The following is a 25,016-nucleotide window of genomic DNA, read 5'->3' as shown; positions in this document are numbered from 1 at the left end:
TCACACCTCCTTCTCGTCCGCGCCGGCAACAACGTTGGCCGGCTCCCGCTCGGCGACCGCGCGCTTGAGCCGCGGACTCGGCGGGACCTGCAGGTCCATGGGCGGCAGCGGGAAGCTGCCGGTGGGCCGGTTACGCACCTGCTGTTGCAGGGTCTCGGTCGGTTCCGGCTTCCGGCTCGGCCAGAAGAGCACGATCAGCAGCAGGACCAGCAGGACCACACCGAAGATGATCCAGCGGTCGGTCGCGCCGCGGCCGTCGACCGAGCGGATGCCGGCCAGCGCCAGGATCCAGACCAGGTTGATCGGCAGCAGCACCTTCCAGCCGAACCGCATGAACTGGTCGTACCGGAGCCGGGGCAGCGTGCCGCGCAGCCAGACGAAGACGAAGACGAGCAGGACGACCTTGCCGAGGAACCAGAGCAGCGGCCACCAGCCGGAGTTGGCACCGTCCCAGAAGGTGATCGGCCAGGGTGCCCGCCAGCCGCCCAGGAAGAGCGTGACGGTCACCGCCGACATGCTCACCATGGCCACGTACTCGGAGAGCATGAAGAGCGCGAACTTCAGCGAGCTGTACTCGGTCATGAAGCCGGCGACCAGCTCCGACTCGGCCTCGGGCAGGTCGAACGGTGCCCGGTTGGTCTCGCCGACCACCGCGATGAAGAAGATGATGAAGCTCGGTAGCAGCAGGATCGCGTACCAGCTCGGCGCGGTGGGGTGCCAGCCGAAGATGTCCCAGCTCGCCGCCGAGTTGCCCGACTGGGCGGCGACGATACCGCTGGTCGACATGGTGCCGGCGGTCATGAAGACGGCGACGATGGAGAGTCCCATCGCGACCTCGTACGAGATCATCTGGGCGCTGGACCGGAGCCCACCGAGCAGCGGGTAGGTCGAGCCGGAGGCCCAGCCGCCGAGCACGATGCCGTAGATGCCCATCGACGAGCAGGCCAGGATCACCAGGACGGCCACCGGTACGTCGGTGACCTGCAGCGGCGTCCGCTCACCGAAGATGCTGACCATCGGTCCGAACGGGATCACCGAGATCACGGTGACCGCGCTGATCACCGAGATGGTCGGCGCGAAGAAGAACACCACCTTGTCCGACGCCTTCGGCAGGATGTCCTCCTTGAAGGCCATCTTGAGACCGTCGGCGAGGGTCTGCAGCAGTCCGAACGGGCCCACCTGGTTCGGACCGGGGCGGACCTGCATCCGGCCGACGACCCGGCGCTCGAACCAGACCCCGAGCAGGGTGGCGAGCACCGCGAAGACGAAGGCGAGGACAACCTTGAGCAGCACCAGCCACCAGGTGTCCTGGCCGAAGTCGGCCAGGGTCGGGTCCTGGGCCAGATAATCGAGCCTCACTGAGCACCTCTTCCACTGCCTGTGGACAGCCGGACGACCGCGCCGGAGGTGGCGCCGAGGCTGCGCCGGACCGTCGAGCCGGGCGAGTTGGTCGGCAGCCAGACCACACCGTCGGGCATGTCGGTGATCTCCAGCGGCAGGGTCAGCGCGCCCCGGTCGGTGCCGACCGTGACCGCGTCGCCGTCGGCCACGCCGAGCGCCTCGGCCGCCGCCTTGCCGAGCCGGACGACCGGCGGGCGGGCGGTGCCGCCGAGCTGCTCGTCGCCCTCGGTCAGGGTGCCCAGGTCGATCAGGTGGTGCCAGGTGGCGAGCACCGCTTCGTCCGTACCGAGGGTGGCCGCCTCGGCCGGCTCGACCGCCGGGCTGGCCGGGCGCTCGGCCCGGGTCACCGGCAGTCCGCCCAGCTCGCGGCGGATGCTGTTCACGTCGCCCGCGTTGAGGTTCACGCCGAGCTGTGCGGCGAGCGCGTCGAGCACCCGGGCATCGGTCATCGCGGTGGTGTCGAGCACGGCTTCGAAGGTGCGCAGCCGGCCTTCCCAGTCGAGGAAGCTGCCGGCCTTCTCGACCACCGGGGCGACCGGGAAGACCACGTCGGCGCGCCGGGTGACCGGTCCGCCCTTGATCTCCAGGCTGACCAGGAACTGGACCTTCTCCAGGGCTTCCTCGGCCAGTCGCGGGTCGGCCAGGTCGGCCGGGTCGACCCCGGCCACCACCAGCGCGCCGATCTTGTCGTCGGCGACAGCGGCGATGATCTGGTCGGTGTCCCGACCGGTCTGGCTCGGGATGACCCCGGCGGCCACGTCCCAGGCGCCGGCCAGTTCGGCCCGCGCGCCGGGGTCGCTCACCGGGCGTCCGCCGGGCAGCAGGTTGGGCAGGCAGCCCGCGTCGACCGCACCCCGGTCGCCCGCTCGCCGCGGCACCCACGCCAGCTTGGCACCGGTACGCTCCGCGACCGCGGCCGCGGCGGAGAGCCCGCCCGGTACGGAGGCGAGCCGCTCGCCGACGAACAGGATCGCGCCGGGCTTGCCCAGCGCGTCGGCGACCGTGTCGTGCTCGGCCAGCACCTGCGCCTCCTCACCCGGTACCACCCGGGCGAGCTTGGCGCCGAGCTTCTCCAGCCCACGGGTGGCGAACGGCGCCAGCGCGTAGACCTTGAGGCCCTTCTTCTGGTACGCCTTGCGCAGCCGCAGGAAGAGGATCGGGCACTCCTCCTCGGGCTCCAGCCCGGCCAGCACCACCGCGGACGCCTGCTCGATGTCGGCGTACGTCACGTCGGTCACGCCGGCCACGTTGCTCGCCAGGAACTGCGTCTCCTCGGCGGCGACCGGGCGGGCCCGGAAGTCGATGTCGTTGGTGCCCAAGGCAACCCGGGCGAACTTCGAGTACGCGTACGCGTCCTCGACGGTGAGCCGGCCGCCGGTGAGCACCCCGACCCCGTACGCGCCGTCGCGGGCCAGCCGCAGCCCTTCGGCGGCGAAGGCGAACGCCTCGCTCCAGGAGGCCTCGCGCAGCTCACCGGTCTTCGCGTCCCGGATCAGCGGGTGGGTGAGCCGCTCGGTGGCGGTGCTGTAGCGGAAGCCCCAGCGGCCCTTGTCGCAGTTCCACTCCTCGTTCACCGCGGCGTCGTCACCAGCGAGGCGGCGCTGTACCTTGCCCCGGCGGTGGTCGGTGCGCTGGGCGCAGCCGGCGGAGCAGTGCTCGCACACGCTCGGGGTGGAAACCAGGTCGAACGGGCGGGCCCGGAACCGGTACTGGGCTCCGGTCAACGCGCCGACCGGGCAGATCTGCACCGTGTTGCCGGAGAAGTACGAGTTGAACGGGACATCGCCGGTCCCGCCCGCGTCCCGGCCGCTGCCGTCGCCCTCGCCGCCGTAGACCTCGTCCCGGTAGACGTTGATCTGCTCGCCGGAGGAGCGGTCCATCAGGTCAATGAACTTGTCTCCGGCGATCTCCTCGGAGAACCGGGTGCAGCGCTGGCAGAGCACGCAGCGCTCGCGGTCCAGCAGCACCTGGGAGGAGATGTTGATCGGCTTCTCGTACTCCCGCTTCGTCTCGTGGAAGCGGGTTTCGGGGCGGCCGGTCGACATCGCCTGGTTCTGCAGCGGGCACTCGCCGCCCTTGTCGCACATCGGGCAGTCGAGCGGGTGGTTGACCAGGAGCAGCTCCATGATCCCCTCCTGCGCCTTCTTGGCGACCGGAGAGGTGAGCTGGGTCTTGACCACCATGCCCTCGGCGACCGTCTGGGTGCACGAGGCGACCGGCTTGCGCTGGCCCTCCACGTCGACCAGACACTGCCGGCACGCCCCGGCGGGCGCGAGCAGTGGGTGGTCGCAGAACCGGGGGATCTCGATGCCGAGCGTCTCGGCGGCCCGGATGAGCAGCGTGCCCTTGGGCGCGGTCACCTCGATGCCGTCGATGGTCAGGGTCACGGTCTCGACCGGCGCGACGGCACCGGCCGGGTTGACAGCCTTCAGATCGGTCATTAGTGCGCCCCTACCAACTGCTTGTCCGACAGCTTCGGCGCGGTGCGCCCCTCGATGTAGTCGAGGTAGTCCTGCTTGAAGTACTGCAGGGACGAGGTCACCGGGCTGGTCGCGCCGTCGCCCAGACCGCAGAACGAGCGGCCGAGGATGTTGTCACAGGTGTCGAGCAGGGTGTCCAGGTCCTCCTGGGTGCCCTGCCCGGAGAGGATCCGGCGGTAGACCCGGACCATCCAGTAGTTGCCCTCCCGACACGGGGTGCACTTGCCGCACGACTCGTGGTGGTAGAACTCCAGCCACCGGTAGGTCGCGTAGACCGGGCAGTCCTGGTCGGAGAAGATCTGGGTGGCGGTGGTGCCGAGGATCGAACCGGCGGCCGCCACTCCCTCGAAGTCCAGCGGTACGTCGATGTGCTCGGCCGCGAGCAGCGGCGTCGACGAGCCACCCGGGGTCCAGAACCGCAGCTCGTGACCGGGCAGCATGCCGCCGGCCAGCTCGATCAGTTCCCGCAGGGTGATGCCGAGGCCGGCCTCGTACTGACCGGGGTTGACCACCCGGCCGGAGAGCGAGTAGATCATCGGGCCGGACGACTTCTCCGTACCCATGCTCTTCCACCAGTCGGCCCCGCCGAGCACGATGTACGGCACGCTGGCGATGGTGCCGACGTTGTTGACCACGGTCGGCGAGGCGTACAGGCCGTGCGTGGCCGGGAACGGCGGGCGCAGCCGGGGCTGGCCCCGGAAGCCCTCGAGCGAGTCGAGCAGGGCCGTTTCCTCGCCGCAGATGTACGCCCCGGCGCCGCTGTGCACCACGACTTCCAGGTCGAACCCGGAGCCGAGGATGTTGGTGCCGAGGTAACCGGCCCGCTTCGCCTCGGCGATCGCGTTGCGCAGCCGCCGGGCGGCGTGCACCGCCTCGCCGCGGATGTAGATGTAGGCGCGGTTGGCCCGGATCGCGTACGACGCGATGATGACGCCCTCGATCAGCGAGTGCGGATCGTGCGTCATCAGCGGCAGGTCCTTGCAGGTGCCGGGCTCGCCCTCGTCCGCGTTCACCACCAGGTAGTGCGGCTTGCCGTCACCCTGCGGGATGAAGCCCCACTTGAGTCCGGTGGGGAAGCCGGCGCCGCCGCGCCCCCGCAGACCGGAGTCCTTGATGAGCTGGATGAGGTCGTCCGGGTGGGCGGCGATCGCCTTGCGCAGCGCGGCGTATCCGTCGAGCTTCTGGTAGGTGTCGAGTTTCCAGGCGTCCGGCGAGAGCCAGCGCTTGGTCAGCACCGGGGTCAGCTTCGCCAGCGTCTCCGGCCGAGGCGTACTCATGATTGAGCCTCCTTCAACGAACGCTGCTGCTGCTCGGCGTCGTCACCGGCCGGCTTGCCATCGCTGGCCGGCTTGTTGGCGGCGGCGCCGGCATCGGCGGCGGCCTTGGCGTCCGCCGGTTCCGGCGGTTCGCCGTCGACCGGGGTGGCTACCCCCGGCGCGTCCGGTGCCGGCGTCTTCGCGTCCGGCGCGCGGGTCTCCGCGGTACGCAACTGCGGCGACTTCTGGTCCGGTGCCGGCAGGTCCGGTGCGGTGGTGCCGGTGGCGGCGGCCGGGCGGGTGGTGGCCGGTGCCGGTGCGGCGGCGGCCTTCGTGCTCTTGATCGGGGTGTTCGGGTCGAAGCCCGGCACCGAGATCCCGTGCTGCTCGGCCAGCCGAAGCCCGCGCAGCGTCGCGTCGCCGGCCGGGCCGTCGGCCACCGCGCCCTCACGCTCGTCGGCGAAGCCGGCGAGTTGCAGCGACATCTCCTTGAGCGTGCAGAGCCGGGCCCCACGGGTCGGCATGGGCCGGTTGCCGGCACGCAGTTCGTTGACCACACCGACCGCGCTGTCCGGGTCGACCTTGTCGAAGAAGTCGTAGTTGACCGTCATCACCGGGCCGTAGTCGCACGCGGCCAGGCACTCGGCGTGTTCGAGGGTGATGGTGCCGTCGGTGGTGGTCTCGTCGTGCCCGACGCCGAGGTGCTCGGAGAGGGCGTCGTAGACCTTCTGCCCGCCGAGCACGTTGCACATCGTGTTGGTGCAGACGCTGACCAGGTAGTCACCGGTCGGCCGGCGCTTGTACATGGTGTAGAAGGTCGCCACCGCGCCGACCTGCGCCTTGTTCAGGCCGAGGACCTCGGCACAGAACGACACGCCGGCCGGGGATACGTAACCCTCCTCGGACTGCACCAGGTGCAGCAGCGGCAGCAGGGCCGAGCGGGACCGGTCGGCCGGGTAGCGGGCGACGATCTCCCGCGCCCGCCCGTACGTCTCTTCACTGAAGGCCACTAGCGATCACACCCACCCATCACCGGATCCAGAGAGGCACCGCCCGCGATCACGTCCGCGATCAGACCGCCCTCGGCCATTGCCGGGAGGGCCTGGAGGTTGACGAAGCTCGGCTCGCGGTAGTGCACCCGGTAGGGCCGGGTCCCGCCGTCCGAGACCGCGTGTACGCCCAGTTCGCCGCGAGGCGCCTCGATCGCGACGTAGACCTGGCCCGGCGGCACCCGGAAGCCCTCGGTGACGAGCTTGAAGTGGTGGATCAGCGATTCCATCGACTGACCCATGATCTTCGCTACGTGTTCGAGGGAGTTGCCCATGCCGTCGACGCCGATGGCGAGCTGGGCCGGCCAGGCGATCTTCTTGTCGGCCACCATGATCGGGCCGGGCCGGAGCCGGTCCAGCGCCTGCTCGATCAGCTTGAGCGACTCGCGGATCTCGCCGAGCCGGACCTGGTAACGACCCCACACGTCGGCGTCGGTCGAGGTCGGCACGTCGAACTCGTACGTCTCGTAGCCGCAGTACGGCATCGTCTTGCGCAGGTCCCAGGGAAGTCCGGCCGAGCGGAGCACCGGACCGGTGACGCCGAGCGCGACACAACCGGTCACGTCGAGCACGGCCACGTTCTTGGTCCGCTCGATCCAGATCGGCTGCCCGGAGAGCAGGTCCTCGTACTCCTTGAGCCGCTTCGGCATCATGTCGAGGAACTCGCGGATCTTGACGATCGCCGCGTCCGGCACGTCCTGGGCGACTCCGCCGGGGCGGACGTACGCCATGTTCATCCGCAGGCCGGTGACCATCTCGAAGATGTCGAGAATGTACTCACGCTCGCGGAAGCCGTACAGCATGATGGAGATGGCGCCGAGTTCCATGCCGGTGGTGGCCAGCCAGACCAGGTGCGACGCGACCCGGTTCAGCTCCATCATCAGCACCCGGATGGTGGTCGCCCGCTCGGTGATGTCGTCGGTGATGCCGAGCAGCTTCTCCACGGCCAGGCTGTACGCCGTCTCGTTGAAGATCGGGGCCAGGTAGTCCATCCGGGTCACGAACGTCGAGCCCTGCACCCAGTTGCGGTACTCGAGGCTCTTCTCGATGCCGGTGTGCAGGTAGCCGACGACGCTGCGGGCCTCGCGGACCGTCTCGCCCTCGAGTTCCAGCACCAGCCGCAGCACACCGTGCGTGGACGGGTGCTGCGGACCCATGTTGACCACGATCCGCTCGTCGGCGATCGGGTCGTGGCCGGACACCACGGTGTCCCAGTCGCCACCGGTGACGGTGAAGACCCTGCCTTCGGTGGTCTCGCGCTCAGCCGCGTATCCAGGAGTGGTCATTACTGGTAACTCCTCCGCTTGTCGGGCGGTGGGATCTCGGCGCCCTTGTACTCGACCGGCACGCCACCGAGCGGGTAGTCCTTGCGCTGGGGGTGTCCCTCCCAGTCGTCCGGCATCAGGATCCGGGTCAGGCCGGGGTGGCCGTCGAACACGATGCCGAACATGTCGTACGCCTCGCGCTCCTGCCAGTCCGCGGTCGGGTAGACCGCCGTGACGCTCGGCAGGTGCGGGTCCTCGGCGGTCACGGCGGCTTCCAGCCGGATCCGGCGCCGGTAGGTCATCGAGGTCAGCTCGTAGATCACGTGCAGCCGGCGGTCGTCGGTGCCGAGGTAGTCGACGCCGGAGACCGAGGAGCAGAGTTCGAACCGGAGGGCCCGGTCGTCGCGCAGCACCTGGCAGACCTCGGCGATCCGCTCCGGTCGTACGTGCAGGGTCAGCTCGCCCCGGTCGACCACGATCTTCTCGATCGCGTCGGCGAACGCCGGGTACGCCTCTTCGAGCGCGTCCCGTACCTCGTCGAAGTAGCCGCCGTACGGCCGGGGGCTGTCGACCAGGCCGACGTGCCGGCGGACCAGGCCGCCGAAGCCGGAGGTGTCACCGGAGCCGTGGATGCCGAACATGCCCTGTCCGGCCGGGCTGGCCGGGGGGTGTTCGGCGGGGGCGCCGCTGGTCGCGCCGACCGGGGGCGCGGCCACCGGTACGCCGTTGCCGGGCTTGTCACTGGGCGTGGTCACGGCTTGACACCCCCGGTGATGTGGTTCTGTGCGTTCATCCAGTTCTCGATCCGGAGCTGTTCCTCGCGGCCCTCGCGAACCGCCTGCGTCCACTCGGCCCGCCGGGCCTTGTCGGACCGGTACGACGACGGCATCGAGCCGTACGGCACCACCGGGACGTCACCGCGTGCCTGCCGGGCCTCGAGCATCTTGCGGCCGTTCGGGCCGAGCGGCTCGTGCATGATCTTCTCGCGGAGCTTCAGGATCGCGTCGATCAGCATCTCCGGCCGGGGCGGGCAGCCGGGCAGGTACATGTCGACCGGGACGATGTGGTCGACGCCCTGCACGATCGCGTAGTTGTTGAACATGCCGCCGCTGCTGGCGCAGACGCCCATCGACAGCACCCACCGGGGCTCGGCCATCTGGTCGTAGATCTGGCGCAGCACCGGGGCCATCTTCTGGCTGACCCGGCCCGCGACGATCATCAGGTCGGCCTGGCGCGGCGAGGCGCGGAAGACCTCCATGCCCCAGCGGCCCATGTCGTAGTGCGGGCCGCCGGCCGCCATCATCTCGATGGCGCAGCAGGCGAGGCCGAAGGTGGCACCCCAGACCGACGACTTGCGGGACCAGTTGACCAGCTTCTCCACCGAGGTGAGCAGGACACCGGCGGGGAGCTTCTCTTCGATACCCATCTGACGTCCTCCCTCAGTCCCAGTCCAGGCCGCCGCGCCGCCAGACATAGGCGTACGCGACGAAGACCGCGACGATGAACAGCACCATCTCCACGAAGCCGAAGATGGGCAGCGAGTCGAACACGACCGCCCACGGGTAGAGGAAGATGATCTCGATATCGAAGATGATGAAGAGCATCGCGGTCAGGTAGAACTTGATCGGGAACCGACCACCGCCCGGAGGCTGTGGGCTCGGCTCGATGCCGCACTCGTACGCCTCGAGCTTGGCCTTGTTGTAGCGCAGCGGACCGGCGAACCGCGCGGCGCCGACGGAGAACAGCGCGAACGCCGCGGCGAGGGCGAGAAGCCCGATGATGGGTACGTAAGGCGAGAGCGACATCGTTTTCTCCTGCTCGTCCTTCCCTGCCCTCGGTCATTAACAAAATTCACACTATTCACAGTCCTCCGGGCGCCTTCGCCCGGGGGGCCGCTGCTCACACCGCTGGTGCCACCTTGGTCATCGCGTTGATCACCCGGTCCATCGCGTCCCCGCCGCGCGGGTCGGTCAGGTTGGCCAGCAGTTTCAGGACGAACCGCATCAGGGTCGGGTGCGGCATGCCGTGTTTGGTGGCGATCCGCATGATCTGCGGATTGCCGATGAGCTTCACGAAGATCCCGCCGAGCCGGTAGTAACCGCCGTAGCGGGCCTTCAACTCGGCCGGGTAGCCGGCCAGCGCCCGCTCCCGGTCCGGTCCCTCGGCGCGGGCCAGCGCCTGGACGATGACCTCGGCGGCGAGTTCGCCGGACTCCATCGCGTACGCGATGCCCTCGCCGTTGAACGGGTTGACCATGCCGCCGGAGTCGCCGACCAGCAGCACCCCGCGGGTATAGTGCGGCACCCGGTTGAAGCCCATCGGCAGCGCGGCCCCGAGGATCGGGCCCTCGGCGTTGGTCTCGTCGGTCATGCCCCACTCGGGCGGGGTGTTGGCCAGCCAGTCGGTGAGCATCCGGCGGTAGTTGGTCTTGCCGAACGCGGACGACGAGTTAAGTACGCCGAGACCGACGTTGACCCGACCGTCGCCCATGCCGAAGATCCAGCCGTAGCCGGGGAGCAGGTTGTCGCCCGAGTCCCGGCTGCGCAGTTCGAGCCACGACTCGAGATAGTTGTCGTCGTGTTTGGCCGGTGACTTGTAGTAACGGCGTACCGCCACGCCGATCGGCCGGTCCTCGCGCTTGGCCAGGCCCATGGCGAGCGGCAGTCGACCGGAGACGCCGTCGCCGGCCACGACCAGGGGCGCGTGGAAGGTCACCGGTTCCTTGCCCGGTCCCGACTCGCCGCTGACCCCGATCGCCCGGCCGGTCGCGTCCAGCACCGGCCCGGTGACGTTGACGCCGGTACGCAACTCGGCTCCGGCGCCCACCGCCTGCTTGGCGAGCAGGTCGTCGAAGTCCAGCCGGGTGCGGACCAGGCCGTAGTTGGGGAAGCTGGCCAGGTCGGGCCAGTCGAGCTCCAGCCGCATCCCGCCGCCGATCACCCGCAGGCCGCGGTTGTGCAACCAGCCGGCCTCCGCGGAGGTGTCGACGCCGAGCCTGATCAGCTGCTTGACCGCGCGCGGAGTGAGGCCGTCGCCGCACACCTTCTCGCGCGGGAACTCGGTCTTCTCCAGCAGCAGCACCCGCAGTCCGTGCCGTGCCAGGTGGTAGGCGGTGGTCGAACCACCCGGTCCGGCGCCGACGACGATGACGTCCGCGTCGTACTCGACCGTGGCCATCAGCGCCTCCTTCCCGAGGTGCTCGTGAAATGCTTCACAAGCTAGTTCGGGAGGAGTCTAAGACCGCGTTAAGGGTGCCAGCGGGTTAGGTGAACCTAACTTCCCGAGGTGGGCGCGGTGAGCCTCCCGGGGAAGCGGGACGGTCGGATCAACCCGATCCGGTGGGACGCTCCTCGGACCCGGCGGCCTCCAGATCGGACAGTGTCACCGGCGGTTCGTCCTGCCCGGTCAACCTGTTGGCCGGTGGGCCGTCCGTCTCCGCCGACGAGGTCGACTCCGCGTCCTCGGCACCGGCCGGCAGATCGACCGGGGCGTTCTCGTACCCGTCTGGGAGATCGACCGGTGGCTCCGCCCGCCCCGCGAGGTTGTCGTCACCCCGGGCCGGATCGGCGCCCTCTCGGCGATCAGCCGGCCCGTCGTATCCGGTCGCGCCCGGCAGACCGTTCGGCAGCTGCTCGCGCAGAGCGCCGCCGGCCGCCCGGTCGAGCGCGGAGAGCACCTCGGCGACCACCTGCCGTACGCCGGCCGGGTCGGCGTCGGCGGCCAACTGCCGGATCTGTGCGATCAGTTCGGCCGCGTCCGTGTCGGCCGGCGCGCCGTGCTCCGCCGCTGCCGACCAGTCGTCGCCGTCCGGCTGCCGCTGTGCCCCCGCCATTTGCGCAGCGTACTGCCCGAGAGAGCACGAAAAGGACGAAACGCGAAATGTTGCCCATCCGGGCGCGGCTGTGCCGATCTGACCGGCTGTACCGATCTGAGCCGGTTACTCGCGGACGGCGCGGTGCAGCGCCACGATGCCGCCGGTCAGGTTGCGCCAGCCCACCCGACCCCAGCCCGACGCGGCGATCCGCGCGGCCAACCCGGCCTGGTCCGGCCAGGCCCGGATCGACTCCGCCAGGTAGACGTACGCGTCCGGGTTGCTCGACACCGTCCGCGCCACCGCCGGCAGGGACCGCATCAGGTACGACAGGTAGACGGTACGGAAGACCGGGTTGGTCGGCGTACTGAACTCACAGACCACCAGCCGCCCACCCGGACGGGTCACCCGGGCCATCTCGCGCAGCGCCGCCTCGGTGTCCACCACGTTGCGCAGCGCCAGCGAGATCGTCACCGCGTCGAACGAGCGGTCCGGGAACGGCAGCCGCAGCGCGTCACCGGCCAGCAACGGCACGTACGGTCGGGTCCGCCGGCCAGCCTGCAACATCCCGATCGAGAGGTCGAGCCCCACCGCGTACGCGCCGGAGTGGGCCAGTTCCTCGGTGGAAACCCCGGTGCCGGCGCCCACGTCGAGCACCCGCTCACCCGGACGCAACCCGAGGGCGGCGCGGGTGGCCCGGCGCCAGCCCCGGTCCTGCCCGAAGGAGACGATCGTGTTGGTCAGGTCATACCGGGATGCCACGCCGTCGAACATCGCCGCCACCTCATGCGGCTGCTTGTCCAGGCTCGCGCGCTGTCCGTGCGGGGTACGAGTCACGCCGTACAACTCTGCCACCCACCCTCCCGCGCCCTCCTCCCCCACCCCACCCCGGACGCGCCTCATGTAGAGAAAAAGGGCGTATCCGCGACGGAATAGGCCCTCTTTCTCTACAAGAGTGCGGATCTCGTTTCTCTACAAGAGTGCGGATCTTGGGGTGGGGTTAGGGGGTGAGGAGGGGGTGGTGGCGGCGGCGGGTCAGGAGGAGGAGGCCGCTGCCGGTGGCTAGGGTGCCCAGGCCGAGGGTGCTGAGTAGGGCGGTGGGTGAGCCGGTCTGCGGGAGGCCACCGCTGGTGCCGGCGCGGGCCGCGGTCGACACGGTGAAACGGTCGCTGTCGTCGGTGCTGTCGAGGTCGGTGGCGACCAGGCCGGTGATGTCCTCGGGCAGGTCCATCGGGGGCGGGACCTGACCGGCGAGCAGGGGTTCGACGTCGAGCCGGCCACCGCCCAACCGGGCCGGTGCGGGCGCGGACGGGTCCACCAACAGCGGGTGCCGGAAACGCAGCGCCGAGTAGTTCAGGTCGTCCGGGTCGCGGTCCGCCTCCGCCGTGACCAACGACAGATCGGGGTACGCGCAGGTGGCGTTGCGCCGCTCCGTGTCGTACGTGCACCCCGGCCGGTCATCGGCGAACGTCACGTGCGCCGGCAGGCCGACCGTGACCACCATCCCGCTGACCGGCTCGGTCCCGTGGTTGCCGATCTCGAACCGGAGGTCGCCGACACTTCCGGGCGCTGCCGGACTGATCGCACCGGTCCGGTCCGCCGGCCCGTCCCAGGCCCGGGCGTAGAGGTCGGGGACACCCTCGGCAAACGTGATCGGTGCGGTGGCCGAGTTGTTGTCACCGACCGGGTCGGTGCCACCGTGCCAGACCCGTACGGTCACCTGACCGACCGGGCCCACGCCGTGTGCCGATCGGACGATGGCGCTGGTCAGCCGCGTCGACTGGCCGGGGGCGAGATCCGGCAGGGTGCACTCGCCGTCGACCGTCACCTCCAGCGAGGGTGCCGAGGTCGGTGGGCCCGGTTCAGGACTGTTTGCCGACGGTGGACAGAAGGCGACGCTGCTGGGGTTGATGACTTCGCTGTCCACCCGGCCGGAGTAGCGCACCCGGACACCGTGGGCGGTGGTGGCGCTCCGGTTGGTCACGGTCGCGGTGGCGACCTTGTGCTGGGCTCGGTTGGTCAACGTGGTGCCGTCGAGGGAAATCGCCAGGTCGACGTCGTCGGACGAGGGTATGGCGGCGAACACCGGCGAGGCGACGGCCAGCCCGAGTACGAGTAGCAGGGCTGCACAGGCCGGCGCGGCCAGGAAAAGGTGTGTTCGCATGAGTGCGTACTGTAGTCAAATACCCGACGCGACGCGCCTGACCAATCGCGTTTCACCTGGGAAAACAACAAAATCTGGCGGTGAACACGGTACGGGCGGGGTGCCGAAGCACCCCGCCCGTACCGCCGTGCGTTATGTGGACGGCCCCGCTGGGCCGATGGAGTACGAAGTGAGCCGCCGTCGCGGTCGACACGATCGCGGCGGAGGGCAGGAGATTCGGGATGTCGTCCCGGGAACGCGGGACCTGTAACCGACGTTAGCGATCTCTGCCGATCCGCCGCTACCCCAGTGATACATCCGTTATGACCTGCGGCGCAGCGGGTTCAGGATTGTCCCGATTGATCGGCCTTGCCGAACAGGAGTCCACCCGAACCGGTGTGTCGCACCGACCGTACGGCTACTTCGCCTCCACCAACGGCAGCTGCTTGCCGACCCCTCCGCCGGGCAGCGCGATCGAGGAGAAGTGCGACACCACACGGTCGTCGTGCGGGTCCTCGGCCGGCGTACGGTGCACCGCCAGGTGACGGTAGAGCGTGTCCCGCTGGGCCGGGATCCGACCGGCGGAACGGATCATCCAGATCAGGTCCTGGAGGTTGGACCGGTGCCGGGCTCCGGCGGAGGAGATGACGTTCTCCTCCAGCATGATCGAGCCCAGGTCGTCCACGCCCATGTGCAGGGCGAGCTGCCCCGCCTCCTTGCCCGTGGTCAGCCAGGACGCCTGCAGGTGCGGCACGGTCTCGAAGAACAACCGGGCCACCGCGATCAGCCGCAGGTACTCCAGCGTCGTCGCCTGCGTACGCCCCTTGAGGTGGTTGTTCTCCGGCTGGTACGTCCACGGGATGAACGACCGGAACCCGCCGGTACGGTCCTGCACGTCGCGGATCATCCGCATGTGCTCGATCCGCTCGGCGTTGGTCTCGCCGGTGCCCATCATCATCGTGGCGGTCGACTCGACCCCCTGACGGTGGGCGAGTTCCATCACTTCGAGCCAGCGCTGCCCGGACTCCTTGAGCGGGGCGATCGCCTTGCGCGGCCGGTCGGGCAGCATCTCGGCGCCGGCACCGGCGATGGAGTCCAGTCCGGCTGCCTTGATCCGGCTGATCGCCTCGTCGAGTGAGACCTTGGACACCTTCGCCATGTGCAGGATCTCACTCGGCCCGATCGAGTGGATCACGAGCTGCGGGTACGCGGCCTTGACCGAGGAGAAGAGTTCCTCGTAGTACTCCACGCCGTAGTCGGGGTGGTGCCCGCCCTGGAGCATGACCTGCGTCGCGCCCAGCTCGACCGCCTCGCCGCAGCGGCGCAGGATCTCCTCGGTCGGGTGGGTCCAGCCCTCGGCGTGCTTCGGCGCCCGGTAGAAGGCGCAGAACTTGCAGGCCGTCACGCAGACGTTGGTGTAGTTAATGTTGCGGTCGATCAGGTAGGTCACGATGTTGTCCGGGTACCGGCGTCGGCGTACGGCGTCGGCGGCCTCGCCGAGGGCGTGGAACGGCGCCTCGGTGTAGAGCAGCAGCGCCTCCTCGGGCGTGATCCGCCCGCCGTCGGCACCGCGCTGGAGAATGTTGTCGATCTCGCGGCTCCCAGTCACAGCTCCGAGCGTACGTGGCCGGGCCGGACAGCCGCCCGGATGGTGCCGCCCACCGGCCCCGATCACACCCCACGGCTCCCCCGGTCCACCCGCACCCGCATCCGGCGGTGCCGAGTTGTACGCAGCATGGGCGCAGCCAGCAGCAGGTCACCGAAGATCACCGCAGCCCGTCGGCGGGTGGGCGGCGTACTGCGCCGGCATGCCGGGATCGGGGTGCTGCTCGGGCTCGGTGTGCTGCTCCGGGCGCTGTTCATGATCGCGTACCGGCCCGCGTTCTGGTTCCACGGCGACAGCGGGGTCTACCTCAACCTGGCCGGGTCGGCACTGGCACCGCACCCGACCCGCCCACTCGGCTACCCGGTGCTGCTCAAACTGCTCGCACCGGCCGGTACGCACCTGGCCGTGGTTGCCGCGCAGCACCTGCTCAGCCTCCTGCTCGCGCTCGCCGTCTACGTCCTGCTGCAACGCCGGGGACTGTCCCGACGGCTCTGCTGCCTCGCCGCCGCGCCGCTGCTGTTCGACTCGCTCGTCCTGACCACGGGTCACTACCTGCTGCCGGACATGCTCTTCACGGCGCTCTTCGCGGGCGCTGTCGTACTGCTGCTCGGGCCCGGCACACCGAGCCAGCCGGCGGTGGTCGGCGCCGGCCTGCTGATCGCGGCGGCCTGGATCACCAAACCCACCGCGCTGCCGGTGGCCCTGCTGCTCGGGCTCTACCTGCTGGCCCGCCGGGTCGGCTGGCGCCGCCTGGTCGGCTACGCGCTCGGCTTCACCGTGCCGTACGTCGGGCTGCTGGTCTGGATCGGCGACCGACCCAGCGTGTACGGCAGCCAGAGCGGAACCGCCCTGTACGGACGCGCCGCGATCATCGCCGACTGTGACCGGCTCCGGTTGACCGACCGGGAGCGGGTCGCCTGCCCGGACCAGCCGCTGGGGCAGCGCTGGGACCGCGCCGACGCGTTCTTCTGGCGCCGCCCGGCCCGGCTCGACGACGTCTACACCGAGGCCGGCGCGCAGCGGCTGGTCGACTTCGCGGTCGAGGTGGTGCGGCAACAGCCGCTGGACTACCTGCGGATCGTCGGCAAGGAAAGCGCGGCGCACTTCGTACCGAGGATGTACCTGGGGCCGATGAACGAGTGCCTGCGCGAGCGGCTGGTCCCACCGGCCGCGTTCCGGGGCACGGAACGGCTGCCGGACCGCTGCCCACCCGCCCAGGGCTCCGCCAACTTCGGCGGCGGCGCGACCTGGCCGGGCACCGCGCCGGAGGGCACGGCCCTGACCGAGGGACTGCACCGGTACGGCGAACTGCTCCGGGTCGTGCCGATCGTGCTGCTGGTCGGCGTACTGCTCACGCTGGCGGCACTGGTCGTGCGCCGCCGCCGGGTCGACGGCATCCGACCGCCGGGCGTACGGGTCGACGGACGGGTCCGGCTGGACCTGGTGCTGTTACTGCTCGCCGGACCCGGCCTGACCGTGCTCACCGTCGCCGTCGGCATGTACGAGCCCAGGTACGCGCTGCCAGCGCTGCCGCTGTCCGCGATCGCGGCGGCGATGGCCTGGCACGGGCTGACCAACCGGCCGTCGGACACACCACCGGTCACCATCCCGGCCACCCGCGAACCGGAGCGCCGAGACAGCCTGAGTGCCGCCATTTCCAGATAGCCCGGCCCGGATTCGACTCGGACCCGGGGTGCGCTCGGAACTGCTGGAGGCCCGGCGGTGCGAGTGAGGTTCCGCCGGTGCTGGTCGGGCTCAGGACACGCGCTGCGGCAGCATGAGGACCTTGCCGGTGGCCCGGTTGTCCTCCATGTACCGGTGGGCTTCGGCGATGTCGTCCAGGCCGAAGACCCGGTCGACATTCGGCCGGTAGACACCGGTCTCGACGTTGCGGACGACCCGTTCGAGTACGGCCGCGCCCGCCTTGCCCCTGGCGTCGTTGCTGTGGAAGGCCGTGAGCCGGGTTCCGGAGGGGATCATCGCGATCGGCTCGAAGTCCCGGATCAGCCATCCGCTGAGCGAGCCCGCCACGCAGACGGTCCCGCCCCGACGGACCAGACGCAGTGAGTCGACGACCGTGCTCGCCCCGACGAGATCCAGCACGTGGCTCGGTCCGTCGGCCCACGGGATGTCCAGCGACCCGCCGTCGTCGAGGAGGACGTGGTCGACGCCGGCCGCACCCAGCGCGTCAACCTTCTCGGGCCGGCGGGTCGTCGCCGCGACCTCGACGCCGTGGCCGTGCGCGATCGACGCGGCGGCCATGCCGACCGACGAGGTACCGCCGCGGATCAGCAGCCGCTCACCGGGGCGGATCCCCAGCGCGTCGAGGGCGCCCTGCGCGGTCAGGTACGTCTCCGGCAGCGCGGCCAGCGTCTCCCAGGGCAACGTGGTGGTCACCGGCATCAGCAGCTCGTTGGGCAGCAACGCGTACTCGGCGTAACCGCCGTCGAACTCCCGGCCCATCTCGCCCATCACCGCCGCCACGGTCGCGCCCTCCGGCAGCGCGGAATCCGTCGAGGCCGCCACGACGCCCACGCATTCGATCCCCAGCACCCTCGGGAACCGCACGCTGGGCGAATGCCCCTGACGGGTACGTAACTCCGACCGGTTGAGGCCCGCGCCCATTACCCGGACCAGGCTCCAGCCGTCCCGTACCGCCGGCACCGGCAGCTCACGGATTTCCAGGACCTCAGGGCCACCCGCCCGTACGCAGACCGCCGCTCGCATCGTCGTTCTCATGCCCTGAACTGTCGTCATCGGGGCGTACGGCCGTCTACCGGTACAATGCCAAACTATGCCCCTAGCACGCCAATCCCGGATCTGGCCGTCCGGCGGTGTGCACCTCTGGCCCTCTGGCGGGACGAGCCCGGCTCACTCGCATCCACGCGGACACCTGGTGTACGCGGCCAGCGGCGTCCTGTCCGTGCACACCGAGCCCGGCACCTGGATCGTCCCGGCCAACCGGGTCGCCTGGATCCCGGCCGGGTCCACGCACCATCACCGCGCGCACGGCGACACCGACATGCGGATCGTCTTCCTGCCGCCCTCGCTCACCCGGCTCGCGCCCGCCCACCCGGCGGTGTTCCTCACCTCCGGCCTCGCCCGCGAGATCCTGCTCACCCTCACCGGCACCCGGCAACTCGACCGCGGTGCCCGCGCCCGCCTGCACCGGGTCCTGGTCGACGAGCTCCGCGAGGCGCACGAACAGCCCACCCACCTGCCCGAGCCGCACGACGACCGGTTGCGGGCCGTCGCTCGCATCCTGGACGACAACCCCGCCGACACCAGCCCGCTGGCCGCGCTCGGCCAGCGGGTCGGAGCCGGCGCCCGTACGCTCAGCCGCCTCTTCCACGACGAGCTGGGGATGACGTTCTACGAGTGGCGCACCCAGCTACGCATCTGTCACGCGCTGGTGCTGCTCGCCGAGGGCCACGACACGACGCGCGTCGCCCACGCCTGCGGATGGGCCAACCCGAGCAGCTTCATCGCCGCCTTCACCGCGATCGTCGGCACCACCCCCGGCCGCCACCGCGCCGGGGCGTCGACCACAAAACCTTCACCGGATCACTGAGTAGCCGGGGGTCGGTCAGTTCGTAGAGCTGACCCGCGTGCCGGTCGCGTCGGCGCGCTCACGAAGCCGATGGTGACGAGCCACCTCAGCGCGGCAGGACGGCTCGCAGGGCGACGTCGACGGAGGCCTGGAGTTCTTCGCGACTGGCACCGGCCGCAGCGTGGACGGCGTGGCCCTCGCTGAGGGCCATCACGAATCGCGCCAGCGAGCGGGCCTCGACACCGTCCGGGAGGTCCCCTTCCCGCGCCGCCCGGGACAGCCGTTCTACGAGCGCGGACTCGGTGGCGGCTCGACCGGCGGCCAGGACCTCGGAGATCCGGGCGTTCTCGGGCGAGCAGGCCAGGCCGCCCTGGACGGAGAGGCAACCGGCGGGGTGGTCGTCGGCGGTGAGGCCGTCGGCACTGGAGCGCAGGAACGCCTCGATGGCGGCGTACGCCGTGGGTTGTTCCATCGCGGCGCGGGCCTTGGCCACCTGGGTCTCGTGGTAGCGGTCGAAGGCGCGGCGGAACAGCTGCTCCTTGCTGCCGAAGGTGGAGTACAGGCTGGGCCGGTTTATGCCCATCGCACCGGTGAGGGCGCTCAGCGACGCACCCTCGTAGCCGTGCCGCCAGAAGACCTCCGCGGCCCGGTCGAGGACCGTCTCCTCGTCGAAGGCCCGCGGTCGTCCGGCGGTCTGCGTCTCGGTACCCATGGGCCAAGCCTACCGCTCGGTACAAATCGTGACCCGCCCCACCAACCGAACGGTACAAAATCTGTTACGGTGGCCTGCAACCGATCGGTACAAAAACTGACCGGCCTGCCCCGGTCACCTACCTGGAGGAGACGCATGACCGTCACACTCATCACCGGCGCCAACAAGGGCCTCGGTTTCGAGACCGCCAAGCAGCTTCTCGAACTGGGCCACACCGTCTACGTCGGCGCGCGCGACGTCGAGCGGGGCGAGAAGGCCGCGGCGACGCTGGGCGCACGATTCGTGCAGCTCGACGTGACCGACGACGCATCGGTACGCGACGCGCTGGCCAGCATCGAATCGGCCGAGGATCGACTCGACGTACTGGTGAACAACGCGGGCATCCTCGGAGTCGGACCTGTCGACGGACCGACTGCCCTGCGGGTGTTCGACACCAACGTGGTGGGGATCGTCCGCGTCACCGAGGCGGCGCTGCCGCTGCTGCGGAAGTCCTCGAATCCCACGGTGGTCACCGTGTCGAGCAGCATGGGATCTTTCTGGGCGGTGACGAATCCGGACCGGCCGGAGTTCAACCTGTCGGCCACGCTCTACTCGGCGTCCAAGTCGGCGGCCACCATGCTCACCGTCCAGTACGCCAAGTCCCAGCCGGGCATCAAGTTCAACGCGATCGAGCCCGGCTACACCGCCACCGACATGATGGCCGCCATCGGCGGCGGAAGGCCAGCGGCGGAGAGCGCCAAGACCATCGTGGGGTTGGCCACGCTCGGGCCGGACGGCCCGACAGGAACCTTCCAGGACGAACTCGGAACGTTGGGCTGGTAGGGCAAGCCATGACTGAAGACCACTTGCGGAGTTGGTATCTGCGCTACATCGCGGCGCTCAACGCCCACAAGTTCGACGGCATGGGCGAGTTCATCAACGACCAGGTGCTGCTGAACGGCGAGCCCGGCACCCGGGACGACGTCCTCGCGGTGCAGAAGCAGGACGTCGAAGCCGTTCCGGACCTTCACTGGGAGGTCAAGGAACTGCTGTTCGACCGTGACCGGCTTGCCGTACGCGTGATCAACACCGGCACTCCAGTGAAGGAGTGGCTCGGCGTCCCTCCTTCGGGCGCCTCGTTCGAGATCGTCGAGTACGCCATCTACCAGGTCAGCGACGGCCGATTCGTACAGATGACGGCCCTGCACGACTCCGCCGAACTGCTCCGGCAACTCACCGCCTGAGATCACGATCCATGGCCGGATTCCAAGTACCAGCCTGAACGCCGTACCGAAGCGGTCGCGACGCCCGCGCACAGGCGAGCGGATCCCTGGTCCGGCCTTGAGCCCCACGGCGCTGTGGCGTTCCACTGCCCCTATGGGGGCAGCAGATCGCCACGGCCCACGGGCGGATCTGTCAGCGGATGAGGATTTCGACCTGGGGCGGGGGTGGCTGGGGGGATTGTCGCCGGCTCGTCGGCGCACATGCGTCGCGGCTTGCTCCCGAAGCTGGCAACACGCCCTCGGGCCGCGACGAACCTCGCGAAGCACAACACTGATCGCGCCCGGCCCGACGAAGTATCGAGCCGGGCGCGTCGAGTGAGCTATGCCACGAAGCGGGAACGGCGTCGGCGTCCGATCAGGTAGCCCGCGCTGCCGAGGAGCAGAATCGCACCGCCAATGCCGGCCACGGTCGCGGCGTCGGCACCGGTCACCGGCAGCCCACCGCCCTCGCCGCCGGGAGCACCCAGGCTGGCGGAGGAAGCAGGGGTCGGTGCAACGGTCGTGGCGCTGGGCGTGGCGCTCGGTGCCGGTGTGGGCTGAGACGTCGGTGTCGGTGTGGGCTGAGACGCGCAGTCCTGCGCACGTGCGACATACAGGCCGTCGTTCAGGTAAGCCAGGTAGGCATCGATGGTCCCGTTCTTGAGCACCGTTTGCGTGGCCTCCTCCACGTAGGGACCGGCGCCCGTCAACGTCCGGACCACATTGATCCGCAGATCGACTGACCAGGCATTCTGCATGCCCGTCTTGAGGAACGCGCGGAGATCATCCGGGGTTCCCTTCAGCCGCTCCTGTATCGCGCGAGGCAGGACGGTCAACGAGTCGGCATTCGCCGCGGCCAGGATATGGGCAGTCAACACCCGCACCTCTAGATCGGTGGCGGTGTCCAGGTCGATGGTGACAAGCTCGCGGATATCCCTGTACACCTTGCGCTCGACCGTTTGGCAGGCCTCGTTCAGCCCGGGCGCCTCGGTCTGAGCTACCGCCGGTGATGCCGGAATTAGAAAGGCCAGCGCCATTAAGACGCCGGCCGGAACCTTCCATCGCATGTGGATTTTCCTCCCCGTTGCAGACCAAAACACGGAGATACTACCGTCAGCGCGCGGAAGATCAAGAAGAGATAAGAGGTCCTAGACGAGCGGTCGCTTTTCAAACCCTTCCACAAGGGATAAAGGTCCACCACCTAGATCATCTTGGTTGGGAACTCTTGGTCCGGTCATGACGGCGCTGCCCGAAACTCCGTCATCGGTGCAGGTCACTCGAACCGCCGCCGACCTGGCCCCGAACACAGACGGCCCCCCGCACTGGTTCAGTCGGGGTCGCGCGTGAGGTCTGTTTGTTAGCCCTGCTTCGCCAAGCCGACGAAGGCCCGCCATGCGTCGGGGGCGAAGGTCAGCGTGCCGCCGTCACGGTTTTTCGTGTCGCGGACCAGTACGCGGCCGGGCAGGTTGTCGGCAACCTCGACGCAATTACCGCCCTGCCCGTTGCTGCGGGAGGACTTCCGCCACCGCGGCTCGATGTTCAGCTCCATGATTCCGCTGCCTCCATCATCAGTTCGAGGGACGGACATTCAGGCAGAGCGTACTCACAGACGGGCCTCTCGGCGTGCTCTACGTGACGTGACGGTGACGCCGGGGTACAAGTAACACGCGGAGGAATGAACTGCCGAAGCTCCGTCATTCGGAGATGTCACCCGGCGCTCGGCCCGCCGCCGGACACCCGTGCTCTCTACGACCGCATGCTCGGCTGGGCGCCCACCGGCCGCCGGAAGGTGTCCGACGGTCAGGCGTCGTAGTCGAGCACGAGGTAGGCCGCGAGCGGCGACGCGGTGTTCGGTCAGAAGGTGGCGATCGGGTTGACCGGGCTGCCGGACGTGCCGGCGAAGCGGACCGGCGCGACCGCTAGTTGGAAGTCCCACTGGCCGAGTTCGGCAGCCGTTGCCGCGCACGCCTCCAGGTCGCAGTTGTCGAGCAGCCACAGTCCCATCGCGACGAGACTCACCGCGTGGACCGGCATCAGCACGTCGGCGTACCCCGACGGCTGGACGTCCTGCGGGGTGTCCGCGCCGATCAGCGCGACCTGCCGTTCGTGCAGCCACGGCAGGCAGGCCGCGTGCCAGCCGGCCTGCGTGAAACCGCTGGCCGCACCGCCCTCGTGCAGGGCGCGGCCGTAGCCGGTACGCAGGAGCACCGCGTCGCCGGATCGCACCCGTACGCCCTGGCGACGCTCGGCTTCCTCCAGATCGTCGGGGAACACACCCTGCCCCGGTTCCAACCACGGCACATCGCGGGCCCCCGCGATGTCCAGCAGGACGCCACGCGTGACGATCCCGTTCGCCGCCGCCGTGACGGCCGCCCACGCCGATCCCGTTTCGGGATCGACCAACGAGTGCGACCGCCCGTTGTACATCTTGCCGTCCCAGTAGAGATGGCACGGCGAGTCGACGTGGGTGAGGGTGTTGCCGTGGAAGGTGATGCCGAGCCGCTCGGACGAAAAGCCCCAGCGCCGGTCGGCGTGGAAGGCGGCCACCGGCATGTTCTCGGCACCCGGCATGTCGGCGGCGCACGGGCACGTTGTCGTCGACCGCTCCATGTCCCCCGGTGCGGCAACCTCCCACGCGCAGGACACGCTCCTGCCGTGGCGTACGGCCCGGGCCGCCGCCAGCCGGACGTCGTCGGTGATGTGGTTCAGCGTCCCGAGCTCGTCTTCGTCGCCCCACCGTCCCCAGTTCGACAGCGTGTCGAAGTAACCGAGCACGTCGTCCTGGGTGGGCATCGGTCGCACTGCCGTCATCCCAGCATCGACTCCTCCGGTTGAGCGGTTCGAGACACCGCCGGCAGGGTATCCCGCCGCTGTGTCAAAAACGGCGAGGACCGGGCGGTCAGGCGTCGTAATCGACCACGAGGGTGTCGCCGACCGGGCTGGACTGGCAGGTCAGGACGTAGCCGCGGGCGACCTCGTCCGGCTCCAGGGCGTAGTTGCGGGCCATCGTCACCTCGCCGGTGACGACCTTGGCCCGGCAGGTCGAGCAGACCCCGCCCTTGCACGCGTACGGCAGTTCACCGCGTACCTTGAGCGCCGCGTCGAGCACCCGTTCGGTGCGGCCCATCCGGAACGACGACGCCCGCCCGTCGAGCATGATGGTGACGTCGGTGCCGGCGGTGTCCGTCGTGGTCGGCCGGACCGGTGCCACGGGCGGCTCGTCGACATGGAACAACTCCGTGTGTACGGCGTCGCCGGGCACCCCGCGCGCGGCGAGCACCGCACGGGCGTCGGTGACCATTCCGTACGGGCCGCAGAGGAACCATTCGTCGATCCGCTCGGCCGGCACCAGGTGCTCCAGCAGGCGGGTCAGCCGGTCGGCGTCCACCCGGCCGGAGAGCAGGGCGGACTCGCCCGGTTCCCGGGACAGCACGTGGATCAGGTGCAGCCTCGCCGGGTAGCGGTCCTTCAGGTCGGCGAGTTCCTCGGTGAACATGACGCTGCGGGCGTTGCGGTTGCCGTACACCAGGGTGAAGGTGCTGGCCGGTTCGACGGCCAGGGCGGTCGCGACCAGCGCGAGCACCGGGGTGATCCCGGAGCCGGCGACCACCGCGCCGTAGTGGCGGGTCCGGTCCGGCCGTAGCCCGGTGCTGAACTGGCCCAGCGGAGGCATCACCTCGACCGTGTCGCCGGCTCGCAGCAGCCGGCCGGCGAAGGCGGAGAACGCGCCGCCGGGGATCTCCCGGACGCCGATCCGCAGCCGGCCGTGGTCGGCCAGCTCCGTCGGGGTCGAGCAGATCGAGTACGAGCGGCGCACCTCCGCACCGGTCGCCTCGTCGGTACGACGCACGGTGAGGTGCTGACCGGCCCGGAAGGCGAAGGTGTCGCGCAGTTCGGCCGGTACGGCGAAGGTGACCGCCACCGCGTCGTCGGTGAGCCGGTCCACCGCGAGCACCGGCAACGGGTGGAATACCGGCCGGCGGCGTACCGGTCGGGTGATCGTCACGCTGCTCATAACGCCTTCATCTGATCGAACGGTTCACGGCAGGCGCGGCAGCGCCAGAGCGCCTTGCAGGCGGTGGAGCCGAACCGGCTGACCTGCTCGGTGTCCACCGATCCGCAGAGCGGGCAGCGTACGGTCAGCCGTAGTGCCACCGGGCCGGACGACCGGTCCGCCGGTCCGGGCGGGGCGATGCCGGCCTCGGCCAGTTTGGCCCGGCCGGAGTCGGAGACCCAGTCGGTGCTCCACGCGGGTGCGTACACGGTCGCCACCTCGGCGTCCGGGTAGCCGGCGGCGTGCAGCGCGGCCCGGATGTCCTCGCGGATCACGTCCATCGCCGGGCAGCCGGTGTAGGTCGGGGTGATGGTGACGGTGACCCGACCGGTCGCCGGGTCCTGCTCGACGGCACGCAGGATGCCCAGCTCGTCGATGGTGACCACCCGGATCTCCGGGTCCACCACCGCCGCCACCGCGTCCCGTGCGCTGACCATCGGCCGCAGGC

The 25,016-nt window shown here is 69.9% G+C and carries 24 protein-coding genes; 4 read left to right on the top strand and 20 right to left on the bottom strand.

Annotated elements, in window-relative coordinates:
* The 13 genes from nuoH to mqnC form a co-directional block, all read right to left on the bottom strand.
* A complete protein-coding gene (gene nuoH / locus AB0J90_RS09985; protein ID WP_363594109.1) occupies positions 1–1,359 on the bottom strand; it encodes an NADH-quinone oxidoreductase subunit NuoH in 1,359 nt (452 codons plus the stop codon).
* Entirely contained in the window at positions 1,356–3,842 is a 2,487-nt protein-coding gene (locus AB0J90_RS09980) for an NADH-quinone oxidoreductase subunit G (protein WP_363594107.1), read from the bottom strand. The genes nuoH and AB0J90_RS09980 overlap by 4 nt, the downstream gene beginning before the upstream one ends.
* Positions 3,842–5,158: an NADH-quinone oxidoreductase subunit NuoF gene (nuoF, locus tag AB0J90_RS09975; protein WP_363594105.1), complete on the bottom strand. Its 1,317-nt coding sequence runs from the start codon at positions 5,156–5,158 to the stop codon at positions 3,842–3,844. Before nuoF ends, AB0J90_RS09980 begins: the two co-directional genes overlap by 1 nt.
* Positions 5,155–6,147, bottom strand: coding sequence for an NADH-quinone oxidoreductase subunit NuoE (gene nuoE / locus AB0J90_RS09970; protein ID WP_363594104.1), 993 nt, complete (start codon positions 6,145–6,147; stop codon positions 5,155–5,157). The genes nuoF and nuoE overlap by 4 nt, the downstream gene beginning before the upstream one ends.
* Positions 6,147–7,472, bottom strand: a complete 1,326-nt coding sequence (locus tag AB0J90_RS09965; protein ID WP_363594102.1) for an NADH-quinone oxidoreductase subunit D — start codon at positions 7,470–7,472, stop codon at positions 6,147–6,149. The genes nuoE and AB0J90_RS09965 overlap by 1 nt, the downstream gene beginning before the upstream one ends.
* The gene (locus tag AB0J90_RS09960) at positions 7,472–8,206 is read right to left on the bottom strand and encodes an NADH-quinone oxidoreductase subunit C (RefSeq protein ID WP_363594100.1); all 735 of its coding nucleotides are present in this window, start codon (positions 8,204–8,206) and stop codon (positions 7,472–7,474) included. Before AB0J90_RS09960 ends, AB0J90_RS09965 begins: the two co-directional genes overlap by 1 nt.
* The gene (locus AB0J90_RS09955) at positions 8,203–8,877 is read right to left on the bottom strand and encodes an NADH-quinone oxidoreductase subunit B family protein (protein ID WP_326561448.1); all 675 of its coding nucleotides are present in this window, start codon (positions 8,875–8,877) and stop codon (positions 8,203–8,205) included. The genes AB0J90_RS09960 and AB0J90_RS09955 overlap by 4 nt, the downstream gene beginning before the upstream one ends.
* Positions 8,878–8,890: 13 nt before the next feature.
* On the bottom strand, positions 8,891–9,256 hold the full coding sequence (locus tag AB0J90_RS09950) for an NADH-quinone oxidoreductase subunit A (RefSeq protein WP_363594098.1): 366 nt from the start codon (positions 9,254–9,256) through the stop codon (positions 8,891–8,893).
* Between the two features lie 94 nt (positions 9,257–9,350).
* Positions 9,351–10,628, bottom strand: coding sequence for a geranylgeranyl reductase family protein (locus tag AB0J90_RS09945; protein WP_363594096.1), 1,278 nt, complete (start codon positions 10,626–10,628; stop codon positions 9,351–9,353).
* A gap of 148 nt (positions 10,629–10,776) precedes the next feature.
* Positions 10,777–11,283 (bottom strand): hypothetical protein, encoded by a 507-nt coding sequence (locus tag AB0J90_RS09940; RefSeq protein WP_363594094.1) that lies wholly within the window; start codon positions 11,281–11,283, stop codon positions 10,777–10,779.
* A 105-nt stretch (positions 11,284–11,388) separates the two neighbouring features.
* Complete coding sequence (locus AB0J90_RS09935) at positions 11,389–12,099, bottom strand: demethylmenaquinone methyltransferase (RefSeq protein ID WP_363594376.1); 711 nt, start codon at positions 12,097–12,099, stop codon at positions 11,389–11,391.
* A gap of 163 nt (positions 12,100–12,262) precedes the next feature.
* Positions 12,263–13,426 carry an LPXTG cell wall anchor domain-containing protein gene (locus AB0J90_RS09930; protein WP_363594092.1) on the bottom strand — a complete coding sequence of 388 codons (1,164 nt, stop codon included), beginning with the start codon at positions 13,424–13,426 and terminating at the stop codon, positions 12,263–12,265.
* Between the two features lie 397 nt (positions 13,427–13,823).
* Entirely contained in the window at positions 13,824–15,014 is a 1,191-nt protein-coding gene (mqnC, locus tag AB0J90_RS09925; RefSeq protein WP_363594090.1) for a cyclic dehypoxanthinyl futalosine synthase, read from the bottom strand.
* 126 nt (positions 15,015–15,140) lie between these two features.
* Here mqnC and AB0J90_RS09920 point away from each other — a divergent pair, with 126 nt between their 5' ends.
* Positions 15,141–16,676, top strand: a complete 1,536-nt coding sequence (locus tag AB0J90_RS09920; protein ID WP_363594088.1) for a hypothetical protein — start codon at positions 15,141–15,143, stop codon at positions 16,674–16,676.
* 90 nt (positions 16,677–16,766) lie between these two features.
* Here the strand turns inward: AB0J90_RS09920 and AB0J90_RS09915 are convergent, their stop codons facing one another.
* Positions 16,767–17,750, bottom strand: coding sequence for a zinc-binding dehydrogenase (locus tag AB0J90_RS09915; protein ID WP_363594086.1), 984 nt, complete (start codon positions 17,748–17,750; stop codon positions 16,767–16,769).
* Positions 17,751–17,805: 55 nt separating this feature from the next.
* On the opposite strand from AB0J90_RS09915, the gene AB0J90_RS09910 reads away from it, so the two are divergent.
* Positions 17,806–18,582, top strand: a complete 777-nt coding sequence (locus AB0J90_RS09910) for a helix-turn-helix transcriptional regulator (RefSeq protein WP_363594084.1) — start codon at positions 17,806–17,808, stop codon at positions 18,580–18,582.
* Positions 18,583–18,667: 85 nt separating this feature from the next.
* Here AB0J90_RS09910 and AB0J90_RS09905 read toward each other — a convergent pair whose 3' ends face one another.
* On the bottom strand, positions 18,668–19,273 hold the full coding sequence (locus AB0J90_RS09905) for a TetR/AcrR family transcriptional regulator (RefSeq protein WP_363594082.1): 606 nt from the start codon (positions 19,271–19,273) through the stop codon (positions 18,668–18,670).
* 135 nt (positions 19,274–19,408) lie between these two features.
* On the opposite strand from AB0J90_RS09905, the gene AB0J90_RS09900 reads away from it, so the two are divergent.
* Positions 19,409–20,095, top strand: coding sequence for an SDR family NAD(P)-dependent oxidoreductase (locus tag AB0J90_RS09900; protein ID WP_363594080.1), 687 nt, complete (start codon positions 19,409–19,411; stop codon positions 20,093–20,095).
* 8 nt (positions 20,096–20,103) lie between these two features.
* Positions 20,104–20,496, top strand: coding sequence for an ester cyclase (locus tag AB0J90_RS09895; protein WP_363594078.1), 393 nt, complete (start codon positions 20,104–20,106; stop codon positions 20,494–20,496).
* A gap of 359 nt (positions 20,497–20,855) precedes the next feature.
* Here the strand turns inward: AB0J90_RS09895 and AB0J90_RS09890 are convergent, their stop codons facing one another.
* The 5 genes from AB0J90_RS09890 to paaD all read right to left on the bottom strand — a co-directional run bounded on the left by AB0J90_RS09890 (position 20,856) and on the right by paaD (position 25,005).
* Positions 20,856–21,581, bottom strand: a complete 726-nt coding sequence (locus AB0J90_RS09890) for an LPXTG cell wall anchor domain-containing protein (protein ID WP_363594076.1) — start codon at positions 21,579–21,581, stop codon at positions 20,856–20,858.
* A gap of 290 nt (positions 21,582–21,871) precedes the next feature.
* Positions 21,872–22,063, bottom strand: a complete 192-nt coding sequence (locus tag AB0J90_RS09885) for a DUF397 domain-containing protein (RefSeq protein ID WP_363594074.1) — start codon at positions 22,061–22,063, stop codon at positions 21,872–21,874.
* Positions 22,064–22,368: 305 nt separating this feature from the next.
* Entirely contained in the window at positions 22,369–23,325 is a 957-nt protein-coding gene (locus AB0J90_RS09880) for a cyclase family protein (protein WP_363594072.1), read from the bottom strand.
* Between the two features lie 88 nt (positions 23,326–23,413).
* Entirely contained in the window at positions 23,414–24,529 is a 1,116-nt protein-coding gene (paaE, locus tag AB0J90_RS09875) for a 1,2-phenylacetyl-CoA epoxidase subunit PaaE (RefSeq protein ID WP_363594070.1), read from the bottom strand.
* On the bottom strand, positions 24,526–25,005 hold the full coding sequence (gene paaD, locus AB0J90_RS09870) for a 1,2-phenylacetyl-CoA epoxidase subunit PaaD (RefSeq protein ID WP_363594068.1): 480 nt from the start codon (positions 25,003–25,005) through the stop codon (positions 24,526–24,528). Before paaD ends, paaE begins: the two co-directional genes overlap by 4 nt.
* Positions 25,006–25,016: the final 11 nt, after the last annotated feature.

This window comes from Micromonospora sp. NPDC049523, from assembly GCF_040676775.1.
In the GTDB taxonomy this organism is placed as follows: Bacteria; Actinomycetota; Actinomycetes; order Mycobacteriales; family Micromonosporaceae; genus Micromonospora_G.
Note: the sequence above shows the minus strand (reverse complement) of the source record. Positions and strands in the feature narration are given on the sequence as shown.